This window comes from Chryseobacterium rhizosphaerae (assembly GCF_003385455.1).
GTDB lineage: Bacteria > Bacteroidota > Bacteroidia > Flavobacteriales > Weeksellaceae > Chryseobacterium > Chryseobacterium rhizosphaerae.
The window spans coordinates 188,660-210,641 of sequence record NZ_QNUF01000002.1 but is presented as its reverse complement, the minus strand read 5'-3'; the positions used below and the strand labels follow the sequence as shown (position 1 = coordinate 210,641).

The following is a 21,982-nucleotide window of genomic DNA, read 5'->3' as shown; positions in this document are numbered from 1 at the left end:
ATCTTATTTTAACACTATTTAACATATTGTTTACATATGTTAAAGAAAAATAAACCGCAACTGCCTATTTTTGGTAAGTGTGCGGTTTTTTTTATTATGATTCTTTAACAAATCATATCGATTTTCTTCTATAGATCGGGTTTTGTAATTTAAAACTCTAATTTTCCTGTTGTTAATAAAACCAAAAAATTCCCCGGAAAACCGAGGAATTTAAACTAATATGGAACTTTACAGATGTTATTTTGTAAACAACATTTCTCTGTATTTTGTCATTGGCCAAAGCTCATCATCTACCATCATTTCAAGATCATCAGAAGCTTCTCTGATAACATCAAATAAAGGAATTACTTTAGTACAGTAAGACTCTGCCTGCTTTTGGCTATTTGATACAGCTTTTGCTGTTTCTCTCGCTTTAATAAGGTCTTCAACACCAAGTTTAATCTTGGAAACGTTTTCAGAGATATCCGTGATTAAGCTCATTTGCTCTTTCGCTAATGTTTTGAATTCTTTATCTCCAAAGATGTCTTTCAGTCCTTTTACGTTTTCAATTAATCTGTTCTGATATTTTAAAGCAGAAGGAATGATGTGGTTTCTTGCAATATCACTTAATACTCTTGCTTCAATATCAATGACCGTAGAATATTTTTCTAATTTGATTTCGTTTCTTGCCTCAACCTCTCTGTGAGTAAATACTCCGATTTCTTCGTAAAGGGTAACGAATTTTTTATCCATCTCCTGTTTAAGAGCTTCAGGAGTAGTCTTTAAGTTGTTTAAGCCTCTCTTTTTAGCTTCTTTCGCCCAGTCATCAGAATATCCGTCACCTTCAAACATAATGCTCTTACACTGCTTGATGTATTCTCTCAATACATTGAAGATCGCTTCGTCTTTTTTAAGACCTGTTTCAATAAGGGCATCCACTTCTTTTTTGAAATCGATTAATTGTTTTGCAGCGATGGTATTCATTACCGTCATAGACTCTGCACAGTTAGCAGAAGATCCTACTGCTCTGATCTCAAATTTATTTCCTGTAAATGCAAACGGAGAAGTTCTGTTTCTGTCCGTATTATCTAATAGGATTTCAGGAATTTTTCCAACTACATTTAATTTAAGGTCTGTTTTTTCGTCCGGAGAAAGCTTTCCTTCCGTTACTTTTTCAAGTTCTTCCAGTACTCTGAACAACTGACTTCCGATGAATACGGAAATAATTGCTGGGGGAGCTTCGTTGGCACCTAATCTGTGGTCATTACTTGCAGAAGCAATACTTGCTCTTAAAAGGTCAGCGTATTCATAAACTGCTTTGATAGTATTAACGAAGAATGTTAGGAACTGTAAGTTTTTCTTAGGATTTTTTCCAGGGCTTAGAAGGTTTTCTCCTGTATCAGTGGCTAAAGACCAGTTGTTGTGCTTACCGCTTCCGTTTACTCCGGCAAATGGCTTTTCGTGGAATAAAATATGGAAATGGTGCTTGTGAGCAATTCTTGCCATGATGTCCATCAATAAAGAGTTGTGGTCTACGGCAACGTTTACTTCTTCAAACATTGGAGCCAGCTCAAATTGGTTAGGAGCTACCTCGTTGTGTCTTGTCGTTACAGGAATACCCAGTTTCATACATTCAATTTCCAACTCTTTCATGAAATTCATTACTCTTGTTGGGATAGAACCGAAATAGTGGTCATCCAATTGTTGTCCTTTGGCTGGAGAATGTCCCAGTAATGTTTTACCTGTCAATACAAGGTCCGGACGTGACTGATATAAAGCTGAATCTACAAGGAAGTACTCCTGTTCCCAACCCAGGGTAGGAGTTACCTTTGTAACATTCTTGTCAAAATACTGCATTACATTGGTTGCTGCTTCATCCACAGCATTCAAAGCTCTCAAAAGAGGAGCTTTATAATCTAAGGTTTCTCCTGTATAAGAAATGAAGATGGATGGAATACATAATGTAGTTCCCATGATGAAAGCAGGAGAAGTAGGATCCCAGGCTGTGTAGCCTCTTGCTTCAAAAGTATTTCTGATTCCTCCGTTAGGGAATGAAGAAGCATCTGGCTCCTGTTGGATCAATAAGTTTCCGCTGAATCTTTCGATTGCTCTCCCTCCTTCGATAGGTGTGAAGAAAGAGTCGTGTTTTTCAGCAGTAGTTCCTGTTAAAGGTTGAAACCAGTGTGTATAATGGGTTACCCCTTTGCTCATAGCCCAGTCTTTCATTGCTACAGCTACCTGGTCAGCAATATGTCTCTGGATTTTAGTTCCTTTTTTTACAGCATCCATAATAGAATTGAATGCTTCTTTTGTTAAATATTCTCTCATTGTCTCTTCCGAGAAAACATTGGTACAGAATAATTCTGACAGTTTTGCAGGAACCTCAACAGAATTATCTTTTCTGAAGTCCTTAAATGGTAGGGTTTCTAGTGCTTTGAATCTTAAGGTTGACATATTGGGTGATTTTTACAGGGCAAATTTACAAAAAAAATGAAATGAAATCATTTTAACCCTAAAAAAATTAGGGGTGTTTTGAAAAATTATATAATTTAAACAATAGTTTAACGTTTTTGTAAGGGGTTAAAAGATATTCAATGTGTAAAATTTAATGTGTAAAACTCTTTTTTGAGGCTCAGATACTCTAAAAACACATGATTTGAGGAATGTCTTATAAGATACGAGATTATATGGATTAAAAGACTTGTTAAAAGATAGTTAAAATAAAATGGACAAAGATTTTGTATATTTGTGTGAAATTTATTTTATGACAAATTCTAGAGCAAGAGAGACAACAGAGGCTATCGAAAGATTATATATTTCTATGAGACACTTATTTTATAGAGGATTTTTCAAGCCAGGAGGAGTTTCAGGAGAGAGCATTAGAAGCTTGTTGAAAACAATCAATCCAGAGATTTATGGTACCATGAATATTCCAAATAAATTGGAGCTTGATGGTTTGATGTATGTTTTAGACAGGCTTCCTGAAGGGATTGAGGAATGTGCTTTTATTCATCTTACATCTGATGAAGGGTTTGATAAAGGAAGTTTCGAACCTATTGTTCCTAAGAAAAGAAGAAGAAACTGTTATAGAATAGACGAACACCAGATGAATATTGAGGTTCTTTTGGGCCGTTCCGAAATTTATGACATTCTTACCCACCTTACCTTCTTATTTATAGAAGCTGATAAAATCCGTAATCTGGCTTTCATCCAGGATGAAAACTGGAAGCCGACACGTGCCTTTAAAATTATTGAAGAGGTAGTGAAAGGAGAAAAGAAATTCAGCAGAAGAGAGAAAGAGGTGGCTATTATTCATCTATCCTCTTTAATAGGAAGAACATTTGATGAGACATTGAGAGCTTACAATACCTTTGGAGATGATCATAATCCTGACCGTTTATTCAAAATAATTTACAACTTAGGGAAAGTAAGTCTTGAAGATGCAAAGCAGACCAGAGAAAGAGAAATTCATTTCAGTGCTATATTAAAGGAAAGAGTAGGACATCACTACTTTGGAGAGAAATGGGCTAATAAAGTGAAGGAGGTTTTATTTGAAAATAACCTTCATATGCGTCCGTTGCATATTATTTCTGCTAATATGCATTCGGTGAAAAATATGCTGTACGGTAATGAAGCTCTTAAGAAGAAGCATCATCATGATGTGGACTATAAAATGTATGAAGAGATTTCAAACAAAAAAGAACTTCGTGATAAAGTATCAAAGTATGCTTTAGATGAGGGGATGATTCATATTGCTGATAAAAGTGGAAGTAATATCGATGTTCAGATCATTGACCTTAGCAAAACAAATTTAAAGAATACTCCTTTTGGAGATATCAAGTTTGGAGGTGATGATGTAGTCATGGTATTTGACTATGCCTTCGGAGAGCAGGCTTTTGAGGTGATGGACGAGCTGCTGAGACCTTTCGAACATAAAGGAGAAGTCTATATGATGCATGTAAGATCTGTTTCCATTATGGGGAAAGCCGGAATTCTCACAGGAGAAAAAGGGGATATTATGATTCCTACCTCTCATATCTTTGAAGGAACGGCAGATAATTATCCTTTTGAAAATGCATTAAAGCTGGACGATTTCCATGATGAAGAGCTAAAAGCATTTGAAGGACCTATGATTACTGTTTTAGGAACTTCACTCCAAAACAGAGATATCCTTTCTTATTTTATGAATACTTCATGGAAGGCCATTGGTCTTGAAATGGAAGGGGCACACTATCAGAAGGCTATCCAGGTAGCTTCGAAGATCAGACATCATATTGCACCGGATCTGTTTGTATGTTACGCGTATTATGCTTCAGATAATCCTTTGGAAACAGGAAGTACATTATCATCAGGAGGATTGGGGCTTACAGGAGTAAAACCTACTTATCTGATTACATTAAGAATCCTTGAAAAGATTTTAAAAAGTGGAAAAAAAGAAGTTGCAGCTAAGAAATAGCTTTTGATTTCCTATTATAATACAAGCCTCAGATGTCAACACATCTGAGGCTTTTTATTTTCTGCAACACAAATGATTGTATTCTTTATGTGGGTGGAATCTCCTGGAAAATCAGTAAGCGCTTAAAAAACAATTCTTTAATTACTTATCTTTAAAGAAATATAAAAATAACCGATCAATGAGCTCTGCAGTACAATTATCAAAAAGATTCCGGGAGGTTTTGCTTGACGGTCTCTGGATTGCCAATACCAATTTTAAAGATCAGCTTTCCGGGGTAAGCTGGGAACAGGCTGTTACCAAAGTGAGCTCCCTGAATACCATCGCAATGCTTACTTTTCATATACATTATTATATAGCAGGAATTATTAACGTGTTTGAAGGGGGAGCCCTTGAAATAAAAGACCAGTACAGTTTTGATCTTCCTGTCATTGAATCTCAGGCTCAATGGGAAGAATTGCTAAGTCGGTTATGGGTTGATGCAGAAAAGTTTGCCGGGTTGGTTGAGCGGATTCCTGATGATCAGCTTGATGAGGTTTTTGCAGATGAAAAATATGGAACCTACAGAAGAAATATAGATGGAATGATTGAGCATAGCTATTATCATTTGGGCCAGATCACTTTAATCAAAAAATTGTTGACGAGCCAGTAAACTTATGTTTGTTAAAAGATTTTTAACAAAGTGAATTAAATTCAATCTAAACCCATACTAAACATAATAAAACCTCGGTATAACTCCTATTTGAGGTTCTTATTTAAATTACATACCTTTAGAAAAAAAATAAAATTTTAAATGAGAAAATCGGCTGCAATCATTTTTGCGTTTATCATTTCACAATTTCATGCTCAGCAAGGAGCTTATTATCAGCAGGCTGCAAAGTACAAGATGGATATTGATGTTAATGCTGAAAAATTTACTTATCAGGGAAAACAGACTTTAGAATACACCAACAATTCTCCGGACGAGTTGAATGTAGTTTATTTTCATCTCTACTGGAATGCTTTTAAGCCTAATTCCATGATGGATCAAAGAATAATTTCCCAGGGAAAAAATGGTGACTCAAGGTTGCAGAAAGATGGGATCTCAAGATTGGCATCTATTCCGAAAGATCAGGAGGGATCTCAAAATATCCACTGGATCAGACAGAATGGAAAGGACTTGAAATTTGAAATCCAGGAAACTATTATGAAAGTGTACCTGGCAGAGCCTATCAAGCCTAATTCCTCTACAACTTTTACCATGGATTGGGATGCCGTGATTCCACAGCAGATCAGAAGAAGTGGAAGAAACAACAGAGAAGGTGTAGATATGACAATGACTCAATGGTACCCGAAAATTGCTGAGTATGATTATGATGGCTGGGCAACTTTTGATTATATGGGAAGAGAATTTCATGCACCGTTCTCAGATTTTGATGTTAGTATTAAAATCAACAAAGATTATGTAATAGGAGCAGGAGGGATTCTTGAAAACCCAACTGAGGTAAAAGGATATGATACCAACGCAAAAATTAAAGCGGAAAAAGATAAAAAAGTAACCTGGAAATGGACGGCTAAAAATATTCTTGACTTTGCATGGAGTGCAGACAGAGATTATGTAGTCAATGGTTTTGATGTTCCAAATGGTCCGAAAGTATATCTGGTTTACCAGAAAAATGAGAAAACAAAAGTTTGGGGAGAAGCACAATCTTATGTGATGAAGTATTTCGAGATCATGAATGCCCATTTCGGAAAATATGTATACCCTACTTATGCTTTTATCCAGGGTGGTGACGGTGGAATGGAATACGGAATGTGTACCATGATTCTTGGAGAAGCTAAAGACATTAAAGGGCTGATGGGATTAATGGCTCATGAAGGGTCTCACTCATGGTATCAGCAAATGCTGGCCACCAATGAATCTGTACGTCCCTGGATGGATGAAGGTTTTACCAGCTATGCAGAAGGGTACACCATGCACCAGTTATTTCCGGAAGACCTTCCAAACCCTTTCGTAAAAACATTAGATGCTTACAGAAATTTTGTTAAAAAAGGTATTGAAGAACCGGCTGTATGGTTGGGAGATCATCATGATAACGGAACTTCCTATACTTATTCTTCCTATGTGAAGGGGGAATTGTATCTGGTACAATTGGGATACATTATGGGTGAACAGAATCTTGCCGAAACACTAAGACAGTATTATGCCCAGTGGAGTATGAAACATCCTTCAGACAGGGATTTCCTTCATATTGCCCAAAAAGTTTCCGGAATGGACCTGAAGTGGTTTCACCATTACTGGATCAACACAACAAAAACTATTGATTATGGGATTAAGGATGTGAAATATGATGCAAAATCCACCACAATTACCCTGGTAAATAACGGACAGGTTCCTATGCCTGTTGATTTCAGCGTAATGACCATGGAGAAAAAAATTGTAACCTATCAGATTCCTTTAAACATGACTCATACATGGAAAGAAAATGATATCTATGGTAATTTCAAAACAATGCCTTACTGGCCTTGGACTCAGAAAGAATATACCTTTACCATTCCTTATCCGAAGTCTCAGCTATCAGTACTTGGTATCGACTTCAGCCAGAGAATTGCTGATGTTAATATGGCGGATAATTTTGTAGAAGTAAAATAAGAAAAGATAAACATATAGAATAATAAGGAGTATTTGAGAATACTCCTTTTATTTTTTTATAAATTTGGGAGCAGAATTTAAAATCTTAGCCTGTTAAAAAAAATCAATGAATTCAATTGTAATAAACGTAGGGAACAGCAATATCAGATTCGGCCTTTTTAATGGAGATAACTGTGATATTTCATGGGTCATCAATACTAAACCTTACAGAACCGCAGACGAGCTATATGTACAAATGCTGATGCTCTATCAGACCTATAAAATTGAACCAACAGAAATAAATAAGGTAATCATTGGATCTGTAGTTCCCCAGCTTACCAAAGTGATGAGCTCAGGAATAAAGAAAATCCATGGGATTACCCCTGTGATTGTGGACCGAAACACCCCATCAGCAGTTCAGGCCAAATCTAAGCAGATGGGAACGGATATTTATGCCAACCTGGTTGCTGCCCATAACCTGTATCCAAACAGGAAAAAAATTGTCATTGACTTTGGAACCGCACTTACTGCCAGCTGTGTTGCAGAAACAGGGGAAACTTTAGGCGTGATTATCGCTCCGGGAATTGTGACTTCTTTGAATTCGCTGATCAACCAGACGGCGCAGCTTCCTGATATTGAGCTGAAAAAGCCGAAATCAGTGCTGGGGTTGGATACGGTAACCTGTATGCAGAGCGGAATGGTATATGGTTTTCTGGGCATGGTAGAAGGATTTGTGACCCGTATTAATGATGAGGTAAATGACGACTGTTTTGTAGTGGCAACGGGAGGTGTGTCTCATGTTTATAAGCCTCTGACGGATAAAATCCATGTAATGGACAGGCTTCATACTTTAAAAGGGCTTTATTTTCTTGGCAAAGATTTATAAGCCTGAAGTTGAGTTGAATTGAATAATTTACCTCATCTTTACCCTAAATTCTTAATATAATGAACGAATTTCCAATAATAGAAACCGAAAGACTTATTCTCTCCCAATTGGAAGAGAAGGATATTCCTTTCATTACAGAGTATCTGCAGCATAGAATTTATTCAGATCTCACATCTAATATCCCTTATCCGTATACCGAAAATGATGCTCAACTTTGGCTTACCATGTCAAAAGAAGCCTTTGAGGATCATACAGGATATACTTTTGGAATTCGTAATAAAGAAGGGCATATTATCGGAGCTATAGGTCTTCATGACCGTGATGATGATAAGGCTGAATTAGGATATTGGATTGCAATGCCTTACTGGAACAAAGGCTATGTGACAGAGGCTGCCAAAGCTATTGTACATTTTGGTTTTAAAAAATTGAATTTCAATAAAATTTTTGCCACTCATCTTCTTCACAATCCTGCTTCCGGAAAAATTATGGAAAAGATTGGAATGGAAAAAGAGGCCGTTTTGAAACAGGAGACTAAGAAAGACGGAGCGTATTTTGACCTCGTGATGTACTCAATTTTTAATGATATAAAATAAGAGGCTAAAGGGTATAGTAATGTGCTGATTTTTAGCTTACAAATATAAAGAAGGAACAATTACTCATTGTTCCTTTATCTTTTACTTTTAAAAAATTCTTTAACGATCATGGAACACTCATTTTCCATTATTCCTGTCACGATTTCCGTTTTTGGATGCAGGGAAAGATGCTTGTTGATAAAACCTCTCTGCTTGTCTCTTGCGCCTATCACTACTTTTGAAATCTGTGACCACGAAAGCGCTCCGGAACACATCACACAGGGTTCTAATGTGACATAAAGTGTACAGTTTTTAAGATATTTACCGCCAAGGAAATTAGCGGCAGAAGTTATGGCCTGCATTTCTGCATGAGCAGTAACATCGTTTAAGGTTTCGGTGAGATTGTGGGCTCTCGCAATAACACGGTTATTGGAAACAACCACACATCCGATAGGCACTTCATCTTTTTCAAGGGCAGCTTCTGCTTCCTGCAGAGCCATTTTCATATAATATTCGTCAGTAAACATTGATTATTCCATCGTTAATGTTAAAGGAAGTCTGAACTGGAATCTTGCAGGATCGCCTTTAGCGACAGCCGGGTGAAATCTTTCAGAAAGTGAGTATAAAGCAATTTCAGCCTGTCTGTTAAATGTGAAATTATCACCCTGAGCATGAACATTACTGATGCTTCCGTCATTTTCAACAATAAAAGTTACACTTGTCTTGACTATTTTTACTTCGGTATGCACACCATCTGTATAGATAAGACTGGCCACCTCCTTCCTTAATGTATTGAGTCCTCCGGGATAGTTGGGAGCTGTTTCCAAATCACGGAACCTGTCACTGATATTGATGGAAGTAGCTTTCGGTATTTTTATCGCTTCCAGGTCTTCCTGGTTTCTTACCCGTAATAAGGCTCCTACCAATGCTGTATTTTCAATACTGTCCATTTTTTTCATAAAAAAGAGAAAATCTCCTTTTATTGCAGCCTTTTTAAAGGTGTTGGATTCTGCATCAAATTTTTTCCTGAACTCTTTATTCAGCATGGTTCTATGCTGGTCGTAATAGTTTCTCACGGCCCTGAATTCTTCCTTCTGCTGGGAAAGAAAAAACGAAGAAATAAAGCAGCTGATGCCAATAAATAAAGCTCTCAATACAGGTATATTTATGTAAATATAATTAAAAAATATGAGATAAAACCATTCCCGGTTAGCTTTCCAGGTAACGGTTCAGAGACTCCTGAAGATGGTTGCGTATGTCGTCAACTAAACATTTAGGTTCTAAAACGGTTACCTCTTTTCCATACGATAGAATTTCCTGCATAAAGTCATACGTAGGATGAAGGAAAAACTCAAAATAGATCTCTTCGGGAGTTTCTTTGGTTTCTTTCTGTGACTGGTGAAGCGGAAAGCTTCTGATATATTCCCCTTGATGACGGCTGCATTTCAATACAATATTTTGTGGTTTTTGTTCTGCAAGATTCATCACTCCAAATGCATTTTTAAAGTGCTCTCTGAAATTATAATTATACTTCTCACGGAATTTATTTTTCCCCACATCCAGATAATTGATTCTGTCTAATCCGAATGATTTTAGGACTTTATCTTTTGTGTCTATAGCAATAAGGTACCATCTGTCTTTAGATTCCTTCAAAGCAAGTGGGTGTACTTTTCGGGAGGTCATCAGTTTGTTTTTATAATTGTAATGTTCAAAACTAACCACCCTTTTATTACGGATTGCAAAGAACAGATCATAAAAATGTTCCACCCCGGTTGGTTTTCTGCTTTCAAAAAAAATGAAATCTGAAAAATCAGGATGAAGATTCAGGGCATTGCTTACCTGAAAAGATTCCAGTAATTTTTGGTTGTACTCATCCACTTCCATGATAGGGCGGCTTTCAATATAGTACCGGTTGTCTCCCTTTTTCTTATTGTGAATAGAAAGGTTGAAAAGATCTGAAATCTCACGGATATCTCTTTGCAGTGTTCGGATAGAATAGCTCTTGATTCCGGCATCCTGAAATTCAAAAGAGTTTAAAAGGTATTCTTCCAGCTGAGTATAGGTGGCTGGGGAGCTTTCTAATCTTTTAATGATTAAGGCATATCTCGTCAAATAAAAATCTTTCTTCATGGTAAAATTTTGTACCACAAATATATGGGCTTAATGCGACAAAACGTGTCGTGTTATATTTTTTTGTAAAATTTTTCGAAAGAAAAAGCGGCCTTAGAACGATAAATATTCTGCTATAGAAGGTTAGCGTTTACTGAGCATCGCTATTATTTTTTAATAGCGTGAGGAAGGTTGACAATTTTTGTCTAGGATCAGATAAAAGAGAAACCAGCTACTTCCTGTTATGGATCAGGTAAGCAGCTGGTTTCATAAAATGTCAGGCTAATGATATGAAAAAATTGCTTTAGGTAAAGCTATTCTTTAAATGATTGGGTGTATTTATAACACTGTTCTGGCTGCCCACTCTTTTGTGATGGTGAATTCAAAGGTGTTTTGAAAATGGCGAGATTGCAATGGATGTATAAGTATGGTGGACAGCTTCAGAACGTATAGTGTTTATGGTATATTTATAGTGTATCTTCTTCAAGTACATCGTTTTCAAAATCTTGTCTGAAGAAGTTTTCAATGTCATTGAGATAGTTTTCATAATCCATCTCTGCATTTTCGATGTCACTCCATTCTATAGTATAGAGATCTTCATCGAAGATAATATCTGTGTGGTGATTGGGTGTCTCCATGTTTTGTGTTTTAAGGTGTTGGTTAATTTTTGAACATATTTCGGGCTGTTCAGCATAGATCAATGTTGAATTCAAAGGCTTTTTAAAGTTTTTTATTAATTGTTTTTGTGCTCTTGTTTATATTTCAAAAATAATCGAGGGAGGCGTCAAAACTTGACGCATAAAAAAAATAACTCAAAAAAATTTTGAGCTATTTTAGTTTTAAGAAAAATCTTTGATATCTATTTCATCAGCAATAAGCATAATAATATCCATTTCAGAAAGCATAGACTTGAGCTTTACTCCACCTAATTTTAAATCATCATCCGAAATAATATGCCACCAGACTTTCTGAACGAAATCCTCAAATGCTATTTCTGATGTATAAAGGCGGGTTGTTTTTTGTGCTGCTAACGCTAATATTTGTTTGGTGATATCTCTGCACTCATTCATTTTGGTTTCATGAGGCAGTAATACATTCAGGACACAGCTTTGTGCATCGTGAAGAAGGTTTGCTGTAATTCTGAGCTGTTTTTTTTTAGCATTAAAACTTCTCTCATCGCTGATTTTACCTGCCAGAATCTTACTTCTGAATCCTGCTATTTCTGAAACTTCACTGATGCTGTTTGTAGAAAGAATATTTTCTACAGACTTCAGCCATGAAAGCATTCTCTCAACAAAAAAAGGATCTTTTTTCTCCAGAGAAGAAACAATGCCTGGAAACTCCAGCAGCTGATCCTTTAACTGGGAAACTAAAATAAACTGTGACTTTTTCATTCTATTATTCAGGGATAAGTGTTTCTATAATATTTCCATTGATATCCTCATATCTTGACCATTCCATACCTGCTTCACTCACACTCATTTTAGCAAAAATCAGACATTTGGCATCCAGCTGCATCAACTTACTGGCCTCCACAATAATCTCACGGTCATCTGTTTTTTCAATAACTCTTCTGGCCTCCAAAACAATTCTGTCGAAAAGGCGGTCTGATAAAAACTGAGGATCTGTATTATTCCATGTAAAATTGGAAAGTGACCGGCAGTATTCCACGGTATATTTTGAAATAGGTTCAAAATACTGTATCTGAGTATCGGTGAGACTAGGTTTGTTTTCGGCCTTGATTTTCTTTATATAATCATTATAACTAAGCTCCTGATTGGCTAAAAAATTCTTTAAATTCTGATCATTTTTTATATCAGAAGGATTATAATCCGCCTGGGCTACTTTGGTAATTTCATCATAAGAAAAGTCTCTGAAAGGCAGGATAGGAGAACTTCCGGCTGCAGCAAAAGGAATGGTAAGATCCACTGTTCCCACTTTCATTCTTGGAATGGAAAAATGTTTCAATAAATCATCTTTAGCATATTCTTTTGCTATTTGTACAGTCTGTAAATCGGTCATTTTTCTGGCTGCAGCAATCTCAGAGACAATACCTCCTAAATATTCATTCAATTTTGGCATGATAATTTTTTTTTAATTGATAAAGATTTTTTAAAAGGATGGCTGCCGGAACAGCCATCCTGAAAATTATTAAGAAGGATTAGTTACCGGTGTTGCGGAAGCAACAATAGCATCTTCTAACATATCCATAATTTTTGAAAGTCCTGCAGGTAATTCATCATTTACAGCTTTTACATGTACTCCCAACGTATATGTTTTTTCCGTGGTTGAAGTACTTGAGTTGGTTTTCTTATAAGAAGCTGAAGCGTTGAATTTAACTTTCCAGAATTTAGCGCTGATAGAAGCGCTTCCCTGGAATTCACTAGCAATACTCTGAGTTTCTACTGAATTAAGTTTTGCATTGAAATCAATAGTCATTTCATCAATTCTTAAAGCCGGAATTGTCAGCATAGAAAGCAATGGAACACTTAATTTTACTTCTGATTTTACTACGCTATCACTATTTTCAGTGGTGCTGGGAACTGATTTTGTATAGGTAAAATCTACATACTTAAGTTTTTTGGCTCCTCCTTCTGCAACACCCTCTTCAAAGCCAACCTCTTTAATAAAGTTGACCTGTGACATCGATGCATCATGCTGTGCTTTGATAGCCGCCTGCATAGGCCCCCCGATGTAAACGCTGAAATCTAAACTGTTTAATTCTTGTACTAAATTTGCCATAATTCTAAAATTGTTAAGGTTATTAATTGGTTAATAATATATAGTAGTGCTAGCAGACTAATATTCAATATTGGGCAATAATTATCCTGTTCAGTATTTGATCTACTGAAGATTATTATTAAAAATAATGGGGATATGTTAAGTTTGGAATAAGCTTATTTAGCTTTGGTTTCCTTGGTTATTTTGTTTATTCAAAGATAGTTGACTCATGCGTCAAAACTTGTCGTGTTATAATTTATTTTCACTTTTATTTTGTTTTTTGTGTATATTATAAACTGACCAAGTCAACTGTTTCATTCGATGAGAATTTATAATATAAGCTTTTAAGCTTATTTGGGTTCATTATAAGCTTAAAAGCTTATATTTTGTTTCTAATGAGTTTTTGTACAATCTGATTTAAAACTTCCCGGTTGTCATCAATATAACTCAGACCGGCCTGAATCAGGTTTTCAATATTGGAGCGCCTTACATTATCCATAGCCGGTGAAGCGTTTTTCAGAGATGGGTTCAGACGGTAATAATTTTTCTGATTTCTTAAACCTAATGTCTGAAACATTTGAGAAAGCTGATAATCTACCGTTTCTGCATTGGCAGACATCAGAATATCAATGATTGGATTTACCCATCCTATTTTTCCTGCTTTTTCTAATCTTTTAAACGGATAAGGACGGGATTCCACTCCGGTGCCTATAGAAATGATGATCATATCATTAACACCGGGATGATTGGCTTTCTGATGGTTTTTTAAAACTTCGGCAAAAGGAATTTTCCTGGCTTCGGCATAAGCACAAAGAGCAGGGTTATTCGCAAACATTCCCCCATCAATCAGGCTGAAGATCTGTCCGTACATAGATTTGATCTGTACAGGACTGAAATAAGTAGGGGCTGCTGCAGTAGCTCTGCAAATATCTTTTACATAAAAATTATCAGTACTGAGATTGGCTTCCCAGGAATTGAAAAGCTTGGCTCTTCTGTTTTCTATATCATAACTTGTAATTAAACACGGTTTTATTAATTCTTTTAATTCTAAATTTCCAAAAAAGTCATTCAGATTTTTTTCAAGTGCTTCCTGGGAAATTCTTTCATTCAGTAATCCAAATGGATTAACCAGTTTTTCCCAAAAAGATACCTGAAAGATGTCTCCACCCTTTTCAGCATATAATTCTAACCCTTTCTGGATAGAATATTTTGCCTTTCGGGTTTCGTCGGGGCATAAGATAATAGAAGCAATCAGACCTCCTGTACTGCTGCCTGCTACCAGATCAAAATAATCTCCGAGCCTTGCTGTAGGCTTATCATAGTACTGGAGCTGTTCTTCTATGTAACGTAGAATAATACAGGTAATAATTCCCCTTATTCCACCCCCGTCCAAAGAAAGAATGGTTGTCTTTTTCATGTGATGTTTTAATTGTTTGTTAAAGGGACACATGCAATCTTAAATCTCTGGAACCTTTTATTTTACTGGGAAAAATTAGGATTCTATATCGGGATTTCATTGCTTTTTTAGTGGTTTTCTTGTCAGGTAAAGGTAGGCGGGGAAAGCGACAGAACGTGTCGTATTATAATTAATTTTAGGTAAAAAAGAATTAAAATAGGATATAATTCTGTTGATCTCTGGGCATTTTTAAAAGGGTTCTCCAATTGACTTTAATAAGATCTTCTCCCTGGGAGATATTCTTTTTTTCAAAGTGGGGAAGGTCTTTGAATGTTTTCCAGTTTCCACCCCAATCCCAGCCATGTCTGGCAAAGATTTTTACACATTCATACCAATCGGCAACCCGGTCATTATCCCAGTCTTTTGCGGTATCCCAGCTCGCCATTTTTCCGTCAATAATCAGACAGATATCTACAGCAAAACCATAATTATGAATGCTTTGTCCGGCTTTGGCATTGGTTACTTTTTTTCCTGAAGTAAGTCTTCCAATGGCATAAAGTCTTTCCTGTTCTTCAAAAGATCTCAGACCCTGGGTGATCCTTATTTTTGCTCTTCCGGTAAGTGCTTTGTCACATTCTTTTATGATCTGCTTTACTTCATCCCTGACCAGTGGGTGAAGTAACTGGATTCTTTCTGATGTTACTTTGTCCATATTTTTTTACTATTATAGAGCAAAGGTATAGGGCGGTAGCGACGAAACTTGACGTGTTTTAATTGATTTTTTACTATTTTAAATTTTCTTCCTGATGAGCAGGGATCATGTTGGGGTATTATTATACAGTTTCTATTTAAGTTTTGATAAGATTGAAAAAATGGTTACGAAAATACAGATTGATTGTATATTTGTAATAGATGTCGTCTTCAGACAGGTCATGAGGATAACGGATAAAAAATTAAAAAACACAATATCAATGCACACCATATTACCTTTTTTTTTGGCAATGATAGCCGCTATTGTATTATTAAATATGTGGGCTGTTAAATTAAAAATCGCTTATCCGATTTTGCTGGTTGTATTTGGCCTTCTTGTCAGTTTTATACCCGGTTTGCCTGTGGTAAAGATCAATCCCGATCTTATCTTTTTCATATTCTTACCGCCGCTTTTATTTGAAGCTGCCTGGTCCATTTCCTTTAAAGAAATGAAGAGATGGTGGCGTATCATTGGAAGCTTTGCTTTCCTTGTGGTGTTTTTTACGGCATTTTCAGTGGCCATTGCTGCCAATTATTTTATTCCGGGATTTACCATTGCCCTGGGATTTTTATTGGGTGGCATAGTGTCTCCGCCAGATGCTGTAAGTACGGGTGCCATTATGAAATTTGTGAAAATTCCCAATACGACTGCAGCTGTTTTGGAAGGAGAAAGTTTACTCAATGATGCTTCTTCGCTTATTATTTTTCGTTTTGCCTTAATCGCTGTAGGAACCGGACAGTTTGTATGGCAGGACGCTTCTTTGGATTTCTTATGGATGATGATCGGAGGATCAGGAATTGGATTATTATTGGCCTGGATTTTTGTACAAGCGCATAAACACCTCCCTACAGAGGCTTCTTCAGATATTGCACTGACTTTAATTGAACCTTACTTAATGTATTGGGTGGCAGAACAGTTTCACAGCTCCGGAGTATTGGCTGTGGTATGTGGTGGATTATATATGTCGGGAAAACGATTGATATTTTTAAACAGCACCAGCCGTATTAGAGGATATAGTGTCTGGGAAAGTTTTGTATTTATTCTGAATGGAATTGTATTTTTAATTATCGGATTGGAGCTTCCTGAAATCGTAGGAGGGCTGCGCTCTGAAGGAATAGCTTTAAAAACGGCAATTAATTATGGAATATTAGTGACCGTTATTCTTATTGTAGCCAGAATAATAAGCTCCTATGCTGCAATGATTGCCACCATTATTTTTCGTCCTTCTGTAGCTCCCAGGGCATCTTCTATGGGAAGACGTCTGATGATGCCTATTTTACTTGGATGGACGGGAATGAGGGGAGTGGTATCTCTGGCAGCTGCACTGGCTATTCCTATAACTCTTGAAAATGGGACTCCTTTTCCAAACAGGAACCTTATATTATTCATCACCTTTGTCGTAATACTGCTTACTCTTTTGGTACAAGGGCTTACATTGCCTTATTTTATAAAATATGGAAAAGTATTTGATGACTTTATAGATGAAGAAAAAGAAGAACTGGCCCGGAAGGAAATCAAACAAAAATTAAGAGAACACGTTTATCATTTTCTTAAAAATAAACATGAAAGTGAACTTAACAGCCATGCAGGAATAGAACGGTTGTTAAGGCATTGGGAAGAAAAGAATAAAGCTAATGATGCCGACTGGATGAACGAAAATATCAAAGCTGTTTTTATCGAAATGCTTGAAAGCCAGAGGCAGTTTCTCACGGAACTTAATAAGGATATTTCGATTGATGAAGAGATCATTCGCCATCAGCTTTTCCAGCTTGATTTGGAAGAAGAACGCCTGAAAATGATTTAAGGCATATTGATCAACAGATACCGGTTTTTGAAGACCAAGTTAAAGCGCTGATGCGACAGAACATGTCGTATTATAAAAATTTAATGACGTATAATACAGTGTGTTAAAAGTGGTGTTAATTTTTAACTGAAACTGATTTTATACTTTAAAAGTTCTAATTTTGTGTACATATTCATCCTTCATTATGTATGCTCTGGTAGATTGCAATAACTTTTTTGTTTCCTGTGAACGGACTTTAGACCCTTCTCTTGAAAACAAACCCGTTGTGGTGCTTTCCAACAACGATGGATGTGTGGTGTCCCGAAGTAAGGAAGCAAAAGATTTGGGAATTCCTATGGCAGCTCCTGCTTTTAAATATAAAGAGCTCTTTCAGAAGCATGATGTGAAAAGTTTTTCTGCCAAATTTGAACTGTACAATTACAAAAGCCAGCAGGTGATCAATATTGCTAAATCGTATGTTATTGAGTACGAAGTATACAGTATTGATGAGCTTTTCCTTGATCTTACAGGCTTTAAGTATATTGACATCCACGAATACTGTGATAAAATCAGGAAGGAAATTGAAGAAAAGGAAAGCATTCCTGTAAGCATTGGAATTGCCCCTACCAAAACGTTGTGTAAAGTGGCCAATAGAATTGTGAAAGACTTTCCTGATCAATTTGATGGGGTGTATATCCTGGATACCCCTGAAAAAATTGAGAAAGCTTTGAAATGGCTCAATATAGGAGATGTATGGGGAATAGGAAGAAAACTGGCTGTAAAAATGAACGACAGTGGAGTTTATAAAGCCTGGGATCTTCTTCAGAAGCCTGAAATGTGGATCCGAAAGATCATGGGAATTCATGGGATAAGAATGCTTAATGAGCTGAAAGGAATCCGCCAGCTGGAACTGGATTCACCATCCCCTAAAAAATCTATAGCCGTAACCCGAAGCTTTATGGAGATGCTGACTCAGAAAGAGGAGGTACGGGAAAGGGTAGAAACTTTTGGGATGTATTGCTCTGAAAGACTGCGAAAACAGAGTACATGCTGTACAATGATCACGGTTTTTGTGCAGACCAACCGCTTTCGAAAAGATCTTCCCGAATATAAAAATGCCGTCACCAGAGTCCTTTCCAATCCTACCAATTCCTCTATAATTATTGGAAGGGTGGTGAATGAGCTTTTTGAATCGATTTATAAAGATGGTTTTCATTATAAAAGAGCCGGCGTTATAGTCAATGATTTTGTTCCCGAAGATCAAAGGCAGATCGGTCTTTTTGAAGAAGATACCCAAAACCAGCACCTTCCGGTAATGAAGGCCATGGATGCTATGAACCGCAAGTTCGGGAAAGATAAAGTCCGCCTTGGAAGTATGAGCGGTGAAAATACCTTTGGCAGGGCACAGCTGTCTCCTGAATATGAAGCTTTCTTAAAGAATAATACATTGCCTGAAGCTAATTTTAGGTTTCATTAGTGTTTCTTCTTGCCCGATAGTTTGAAGTCGGGGAAAACTTTCTGCTTTTTTCTTGCCAGGCATCTCTACTTTCTCTCATATTTCCAATTCCTCCCTTTGCCCTCTGCAATCCATTCCAAAGCCTGTTCCATCCTTTTATTCCGGGTAGCTTCAGTTTTAGCTTCAGTGATCCAGGTGATATATTCTTTTCTGAACGAGGGTGAAGCTTTCTCAAAGACGTTCCATGCTTTTCCATTAGCAAGCAAAGCATCCTGAAAATATTCCGGAACTTCCATTTCTGTTTTGGAAGGAGCTGCTTTTTTCATGGTAACTCCCATATCCGTAAGTTCCATAGCTTCTTGAATGGCCTTCTTAAGTTGAGGTTTTGATGGAAGATCTTCTACCTTAGTGATTTTTCCCAGACTGAACATAGAATTCTTTTCTATATCCAGCGTCATTTCCTGCATGGTTTTCATCTCTTTTTCCAACCAGAATCCAAAGGTGCAGTGTTGCTTAAATGAAGCCATCGCACAAAGATTTTTTCCTTTGTACAAAAAATGAGGAAAACTCCACTTTATGGCTTCTTCCGCATCCGGACAGCATTCATGAACAGTCTCACGGATATAATGTAAAATCGGTTTGGCAAAATCCTGGGATTTTTCGATATAAGCATCTATTTTAGGGCTGTATTTCTCCATTGTTTTTTATTGAAATAATTGAACGGTTTCATTCACCAGGAACTTTACCTGATCCGGTCTTCCTCTGTCATTTTTAGGACTGTTGGAGTAACTTCCCGTTCGTACAATGACTATATTATGCTCAGGGACCATAATAATATACTGACCCTGTAGCCCAAGGAAATAATAATGTTTAATCGGATTATCATGATTGATCCAAAGTCCCTGACCATAGATTCCTGCAGATTTCTCTGTTGGGGTTCTCATGTCTTCAATAAAGCCGGAATTAAGAACCTGCTGATCTCCAACTTTGCCGTCATTCAGAAACAGCTGTCCCAGTTTTGCGAAGTCCCTCGCATTGGAATGAATACAGCAATATGTTTTCTCCATTCCGTAGTTGTCTGTGCTCCATTTGGCATTTTGTTCCATACCCAGCGGAATCCAGAACTTCTCAGAAAGATAGCTTGCCAGCGGTTTTCCTAATGCTTTTCTTATTGCGAAACCCAGGAGCTGTGTAGATCCACTTTGGTATTCAAATTTTGTTCCCGGTTCTTCTTTAAAATTTCTTGTGAATACGGCTTTTACAAGATTTTTCCCGTAATAGGCTTTGGCGTTGGGGAGGAAAGGATTATTGTAATTCTCATCCCAGTCAAGTCCGGCTTCCATCTGAGCCAGATTTTTAAGTGTGACTGTATTTCCGAACACCTTTTCTTTGAGTTCAGGATAAAATTCTGAAAGTTTTTCATCAATACTTCCTATAATTCCTTCCTCCAGTGCTTTACCCAAAAGCATTACCGTAACGGCTTTTGCCATAGAGAAAGAATTGGTCTGTGAAAGCTGATTATAACCGGCCCAATACTGTTCGTGAAGAATTTTACCATTTCGGATCACTACAAAAGCAGCTGTTTTAGACTCTTTTAGGTTATCAACTAAATGTTTAGGTAATTCTTTTTTGTTGTAGTCAAAATCTTCTTCCCAGAGCTCGGGTGCTTCAGTAGCAATAGGATTGCTGGGGAAAAGATTTCCGTCATCAATATAGGCGCTTGATTTTCCTTTAAAATAGGTTTTGGAAATACCACTAAACAAATAATCATATCCCAGGAAATAAGCTGCTACAGCACCCGCTGCAGCTCCACCTATCATATACTTTAATATTCTCATATTCACGTGAATCGGTCTCTAACAAATTTAGAATAATTTAGGTAGAAAAATGGAAATGAATTGCCAAATAAGCTATTTTTGTTTTATTGATGAAAAAATATGATCAGAAAACTTATTGTATCACTGTGCTTCCTATTTTCGACAATGGGGATAGCACAGGCTTATAAAGCGATAGACACTGCAGATTATTTTCAGAGAAAAGAATTTTTGAAAAGTTTTGCCGGGAACAATGAATCTACCATTAAAAGATTAAAATCACAGTATTCTGGGAAGACAGGTTCAGCGTTATCAAAGATTTATAATGAATTCGGAACAGACTTTGAAAAGCAGGTGAAGAATAAAGATTTTATCTTTAAATCTGAATTTGAAACCAGTATACAGTCCTTGATTCAGCGTCTTAAAAAAAATAATCCCCAGATTCCCCAGGATCTGAAAATTCTAATAGCAAGAGATAATACTCCTAATGCTTACTGTCTTGCAGATGGAACTTTTGTTATCAACATGGGACTTTACGGTTGGTTTAACAATGAAGAACAGATTGCAGCAGTAATCTCACATGAATTAGGACACAAAATTCAAGAGCATTCCTTGAAATCTTTTTTAAAGATTATTGAGCAGGATAAACTTGATAAAATTAGAGTTCAAGATATTAAAGCAACCACTCCCAACCGTAGCCAGAGTCAGAACCAGAAGGCTTTTGATATTTTGAAAAACAAAGTCTACAAAAGAGGAGTAGAAAGAAGACAGCAGGAAATACAGGCAGATTCTTTGGGATATATAATTTTTAAAAACAGTAATTTTAAGAAGTCCGAATTTGTGAATGCACTTCAGAGATTGCAAGACTTTGATACCATTTCACCACGGGAGCTCAAAATGGAAACATATAAAAAACTTTTTAATCTTCCAAAGCAAGCTTTCAATGATAAATGGATGAAAAAAGAAGACTTTTCGCTATACAATTATAATTTTTATAAAGAAAAACTGGATAAAGATTCTCTGGCATCCCATCCTGAAATGTCGAGAAGAATAGCTATGTTGAAAAAAACATTTACAGAGCTTACAACTTTAAATCCATCGGGAGACCCTACCGATTCTTTTATTGCGTTAAAGAAAACAGCGAAAATGGAAGCCATACCCAATTATTTTCATGCTGAAGACTATGGGTTAGGGATTTATATAACCATGCAGTTTCTACAGGATGATGAAGAAGAAAAATATTATAAAAGATGGTTGGGGAAATGTTTTTCTAAAATATATGAAGCCAGAAAAAATTATAATCTCAACAGATACTTAGACAGGGTAGAACCCAAGAATCAAAGCGAAAGCTATCAGCAGTTTTTGACTTTTATGTGGAATCTGAGTCTGGATGAAATAAAAAATATTACAGATTATTATCAAATTAAAGAATCCTGATATCATCAGGATTC

Annotated in this window: 20 protein-coding genes; 8 read left to right on the top strand and 12 right to left on the bottom strand. The window is 36.5% G+C overall.

Features of this window, described 5'->3' with window-relative positions; all coding sequences use genetic code 11:
• Nucleotides 1-237: 237 nt before the first annotated feature.
• A complete protein-coding gene (locus DRF57_RS02500) occupies nucleotides 238-2,433 on the bottom strand; it encodes a glutamine synthetase III family protein (protein ID WP_047484688.1) in 2,196 nt (731 codons plus the stop codon).
• A 310-nt stretch (nucleotides 2,434-2,743) separates the two neighbouring features.
• Here DRF57_RS02500 and DRF57_RS02495 point away from each other — a divergent pair, with 310 nt between their 5' ends.
• The 5 genes from DRF57_RS02495 to DRF57_RS02475 all read left to right on the top strand — a co-directional run bounded on the left by DRF57_RS02495 (nucleotide 2,744) and on the right by DRF57_RS02475 (nucleotide 8,522).
• Entirely contained in the window at nucleotides 2,744-4,435 is a 1,692-nt protein-coding gene (locus DRF57_RS02495) for a DUF6909 family protein (protein WP_115916751.1), read from the top strand.
• Nucleotides 4,436-4,613: 178 nt separating this feature from the next.
• Nucleotides 4,614-5,084, top strand: coding sequence for a DUF1572 domain-containing protein (locus DRF57_RS02490; RefSeq protein ID WP_115916749.1), 471 nt, complete (start codon nucleotides 4,614-4,616; stop codon nucleotides 5,082-5,084).
• Between the two features lie 141 nt (nucleotides 5,085-5,225).
• Nucleotides 5,226-7,064: a M1 family metallopeptidase gene (locus DRF57_RS02485; RefSeq protein ID WP_115916747.1), complete on the top strand. Its 1,839-nt coding sequence runs from the start codon at nucleotides 5,226-5,228 to the stop codon at nucleotides 7,062-7,064.
• 106 nt (nucleotides 7,065-7,170) lie between these two features.
• Nucleotides 7,171-7,929, top strand: a complete 759-nt coding sequence (locus DRF57_RS02480; RefSeq protein ID WP_047484697.1) for a type III pantothenate kinase — start codon at nucleotides 7,171-7,173, stop codon at nucleotides 7,927-7,929.
• A gap of 59 nt (nucleotides 7,930-7,988) precedes the next feature.
• Entirely contained in the window at nucleotides 7,989-8,522 is a 534-nt protein-coding gene (locus DRF57_RS02475) for a GNAT family N-acetyltransferase (protein WP_047484700.1), read from the top strand.
• 74 nt (nucleotides 8,523-8,596) lie between these two features.
• Here the strand turns inward: DRF57_RS02475 and DRF57_RS02470 are convergent, their stop codons facing one another.
• From DRF57_RS02470 to DRF57_RS02430, 9 genes are all read right to left on the bottom strand, one after another.
• Nucleotides 8,597-9,028: a nucleoside deaminase gene (locus tag DRF57_RS02470; RefSeq protein ID WP_115916745.1), complete on the bottom strand. Its 432-nt coding sequence runs from the start codon at nucleotides 9,026-9,028 to the stop codon at nucleotides 8,597-8,599.
• Nucleotides 9,029-9,031: 3 nt separating this feature from the next.
• Nucleotides 9,032-9,655: a hypothetical protein gene (locus DRF57_RS02465; RefSeq protein ID WP_228450304.1), complete on the bottom strand. Its 624-nt coding sequence runs from the start codon at nucleotides 9,653-9,655 to the stop codon at nucleotides 9,032-9,034.
• A 55-nt stretch (nucleotides 9,656-9,710) separates the two neighbouring features.
• Nucleotides 9,711-10,631 carry a helix-turn-helix transcriptional regulator gene (locus DRF57_RS02460; RefSeq protein ID WP_047484704.1) on the bottom strand — a complete coding sequence of 307 codons (921 nt, stop codon included), beginning with the start codon at nucleotides 10,629-10,631 and terminating at the stop codon, nucleotides 9,711-9,713.
• 446 nt (nucleotides 10,632-11,077) lie between these two features.
• The gene (locus DRF57_RS23565; protein WP_156125996.1) at nucleotides 11,078-11,248 is read right to left on the bottom strand and encodes a hypothetical protein; all 171 of its coding nucleotides are present in this window, start codon (nucleotides 11,246-11,248) and stop codon (nucleotides 11,078-11,080) included.
• Nucleotides 11,249-11,449: 201 nt separating this feature from the next.
• Nucleotides 11,450-12,004, bottom strand: a complete 555-nt coding sequence (locus DRF57_RS02450) for a hypothetical protein (RefSeq protein ID WP_115916743.1) — start codon at nucleotides 12,002-12,004, stop codon at nucleotides 11,450-11,452.
• A gap of 4 nt (nucleotides 12,005-12,008) precedes the next feature.
• The gene (locus DRF57_RS02445) at nucleotides 12,009-12,692 is read right to left on the bottom strand and encodes a hypothetical protein (RefSeq protein WP_047484708.1); all 684 of its coding nucleotides are present in this window, start codon (nucleotides 12,690-12,692) and stop codon (nucleotides 12,009-12,011) included.
• 69 nt (nucleotides 12,693-12,761) lie between these two features.
• The gene (locus DRF57_RS02440) at nucleotides 12,762-13,352 is read right to left on the bottom strand and encodes a DUF2589 domain-containing protein (protein WP_047484710.1); all 591 of its coding nucleotides are present in this window, start codon (nucleotides 13,350-13,352) and stop codon (nucleotides 12,762-12,764) included.
• 358 nt (nucleotides 13,353-13,710) lie between these two features.
• Nucleotides 13,711-14,748: a patatin-like phospholipase family protein gene (locus DRF57_RS02435; RefSeq protein WP_084086421.1), complete on the bottom strand. Its 1,038-nt coding sequence runs from the start codon at nucleotides 14,746-14,748 to the stop codon at nucleotides 13,711-13,713.
• A gap of 190 nt (nucleotides 14,749-14,938) precedes the next feature.
• Nucleotides 14,939-15,439, bottom strand: a complete 501-nt coding sequence (locus DRF57_RS02430) for a M15 family metallopeptidase (RefSeq protein WP_115916741.1) — start codon at nucleotides 15,437-15,439, stop codon at nucleotides 14,939-14,941.
• 259 nt (nucleotides 15,440-15,698) lie between these two features.
• Between DRF57_RS02430 and DRF57_RS02425 the strand changes: the two genes are divergently transcribed.
• The gene (locus DRF57_RS02425; RefSeq protein WP_115916840.1) at nucleotides 15,699-17,282 is read left to right on the top strand and encodes a Na+/H+ antiporter; all 1,584 of its coding nucleotides are present in this window, start codon (nucleotides 15,699-15,701) and stop codon (nucleotides 17,280-17,282) included.
• A gap of 160 nt (nucleotides 17,283-17,442) precedes the next feature.
• Nucleotides 17,443-18,738, top strand: coding sequence for a Y-family DNA polymerase (locus DRF57_RS02420; RefSeq protein WP_228450302.1), 1,296 nt, complete (start codon nucleotides 17,443-17,445; stop codon nucleotides 18,736-18,738).
• A gap of 65 nt (nucleotides 18,739-18,803) precedes the next feature.
• Here DRF57_RS02420 and DRF57_RS02415 read toward each other — a convergent pair whose 3' ends face one another.
• Both DRF57_RS02415 and DRF57_RS02410 read right to left on the bottom strand, forming a co-directional pair.
• Nucleotides 18,804-19,415: a YdeI/OmpD-associated family protein gene (locus tag DRF57_RS02415; protein ID WP_115916737.1), complete on the bottom strand. Its 612-nt coding sequence runs from the start codon at nucleotides 19,413-19,415 to the stop codon at nucleotides 18,804-18,806.
• A gap of 6 nt (nucleotides 19,416-19,421) precedes the next feature.
• On the bottom strand, nucleotides 19,422-20,555 hold the full coding sequence (locus DRF57_RS02410) for a serine hydrolase domain-containing protein (RefSeq protein WP_115916735.1): 1,134 nt from the start codon (nucleotides 20,553-20,555) through the stop codon (nucleotides 19,422-19,424).
• A 99-nt stretch (nucleotides 20,556-20,654) separates the two neighbouring features.
• Here DRF57_RS02410 and DRF57_RS02405 point away from each other — a divergent pair, with 99 nt between their 5' ends.
• On the top strand, nucleotides 20,655-21,968 hold the full coding sequence (locus tag DRF57_RS02405; RefSeq protein ID WP_115916733.1) for a M48 family metalloprotease: 1,314 nt from the start codon (nucleotides 20,655-20,657) through the stop codon (nucleotides 21,966-21,968).
• Nucleotides 21,969-21,982 lie beyond the last annotated feature (14 nt).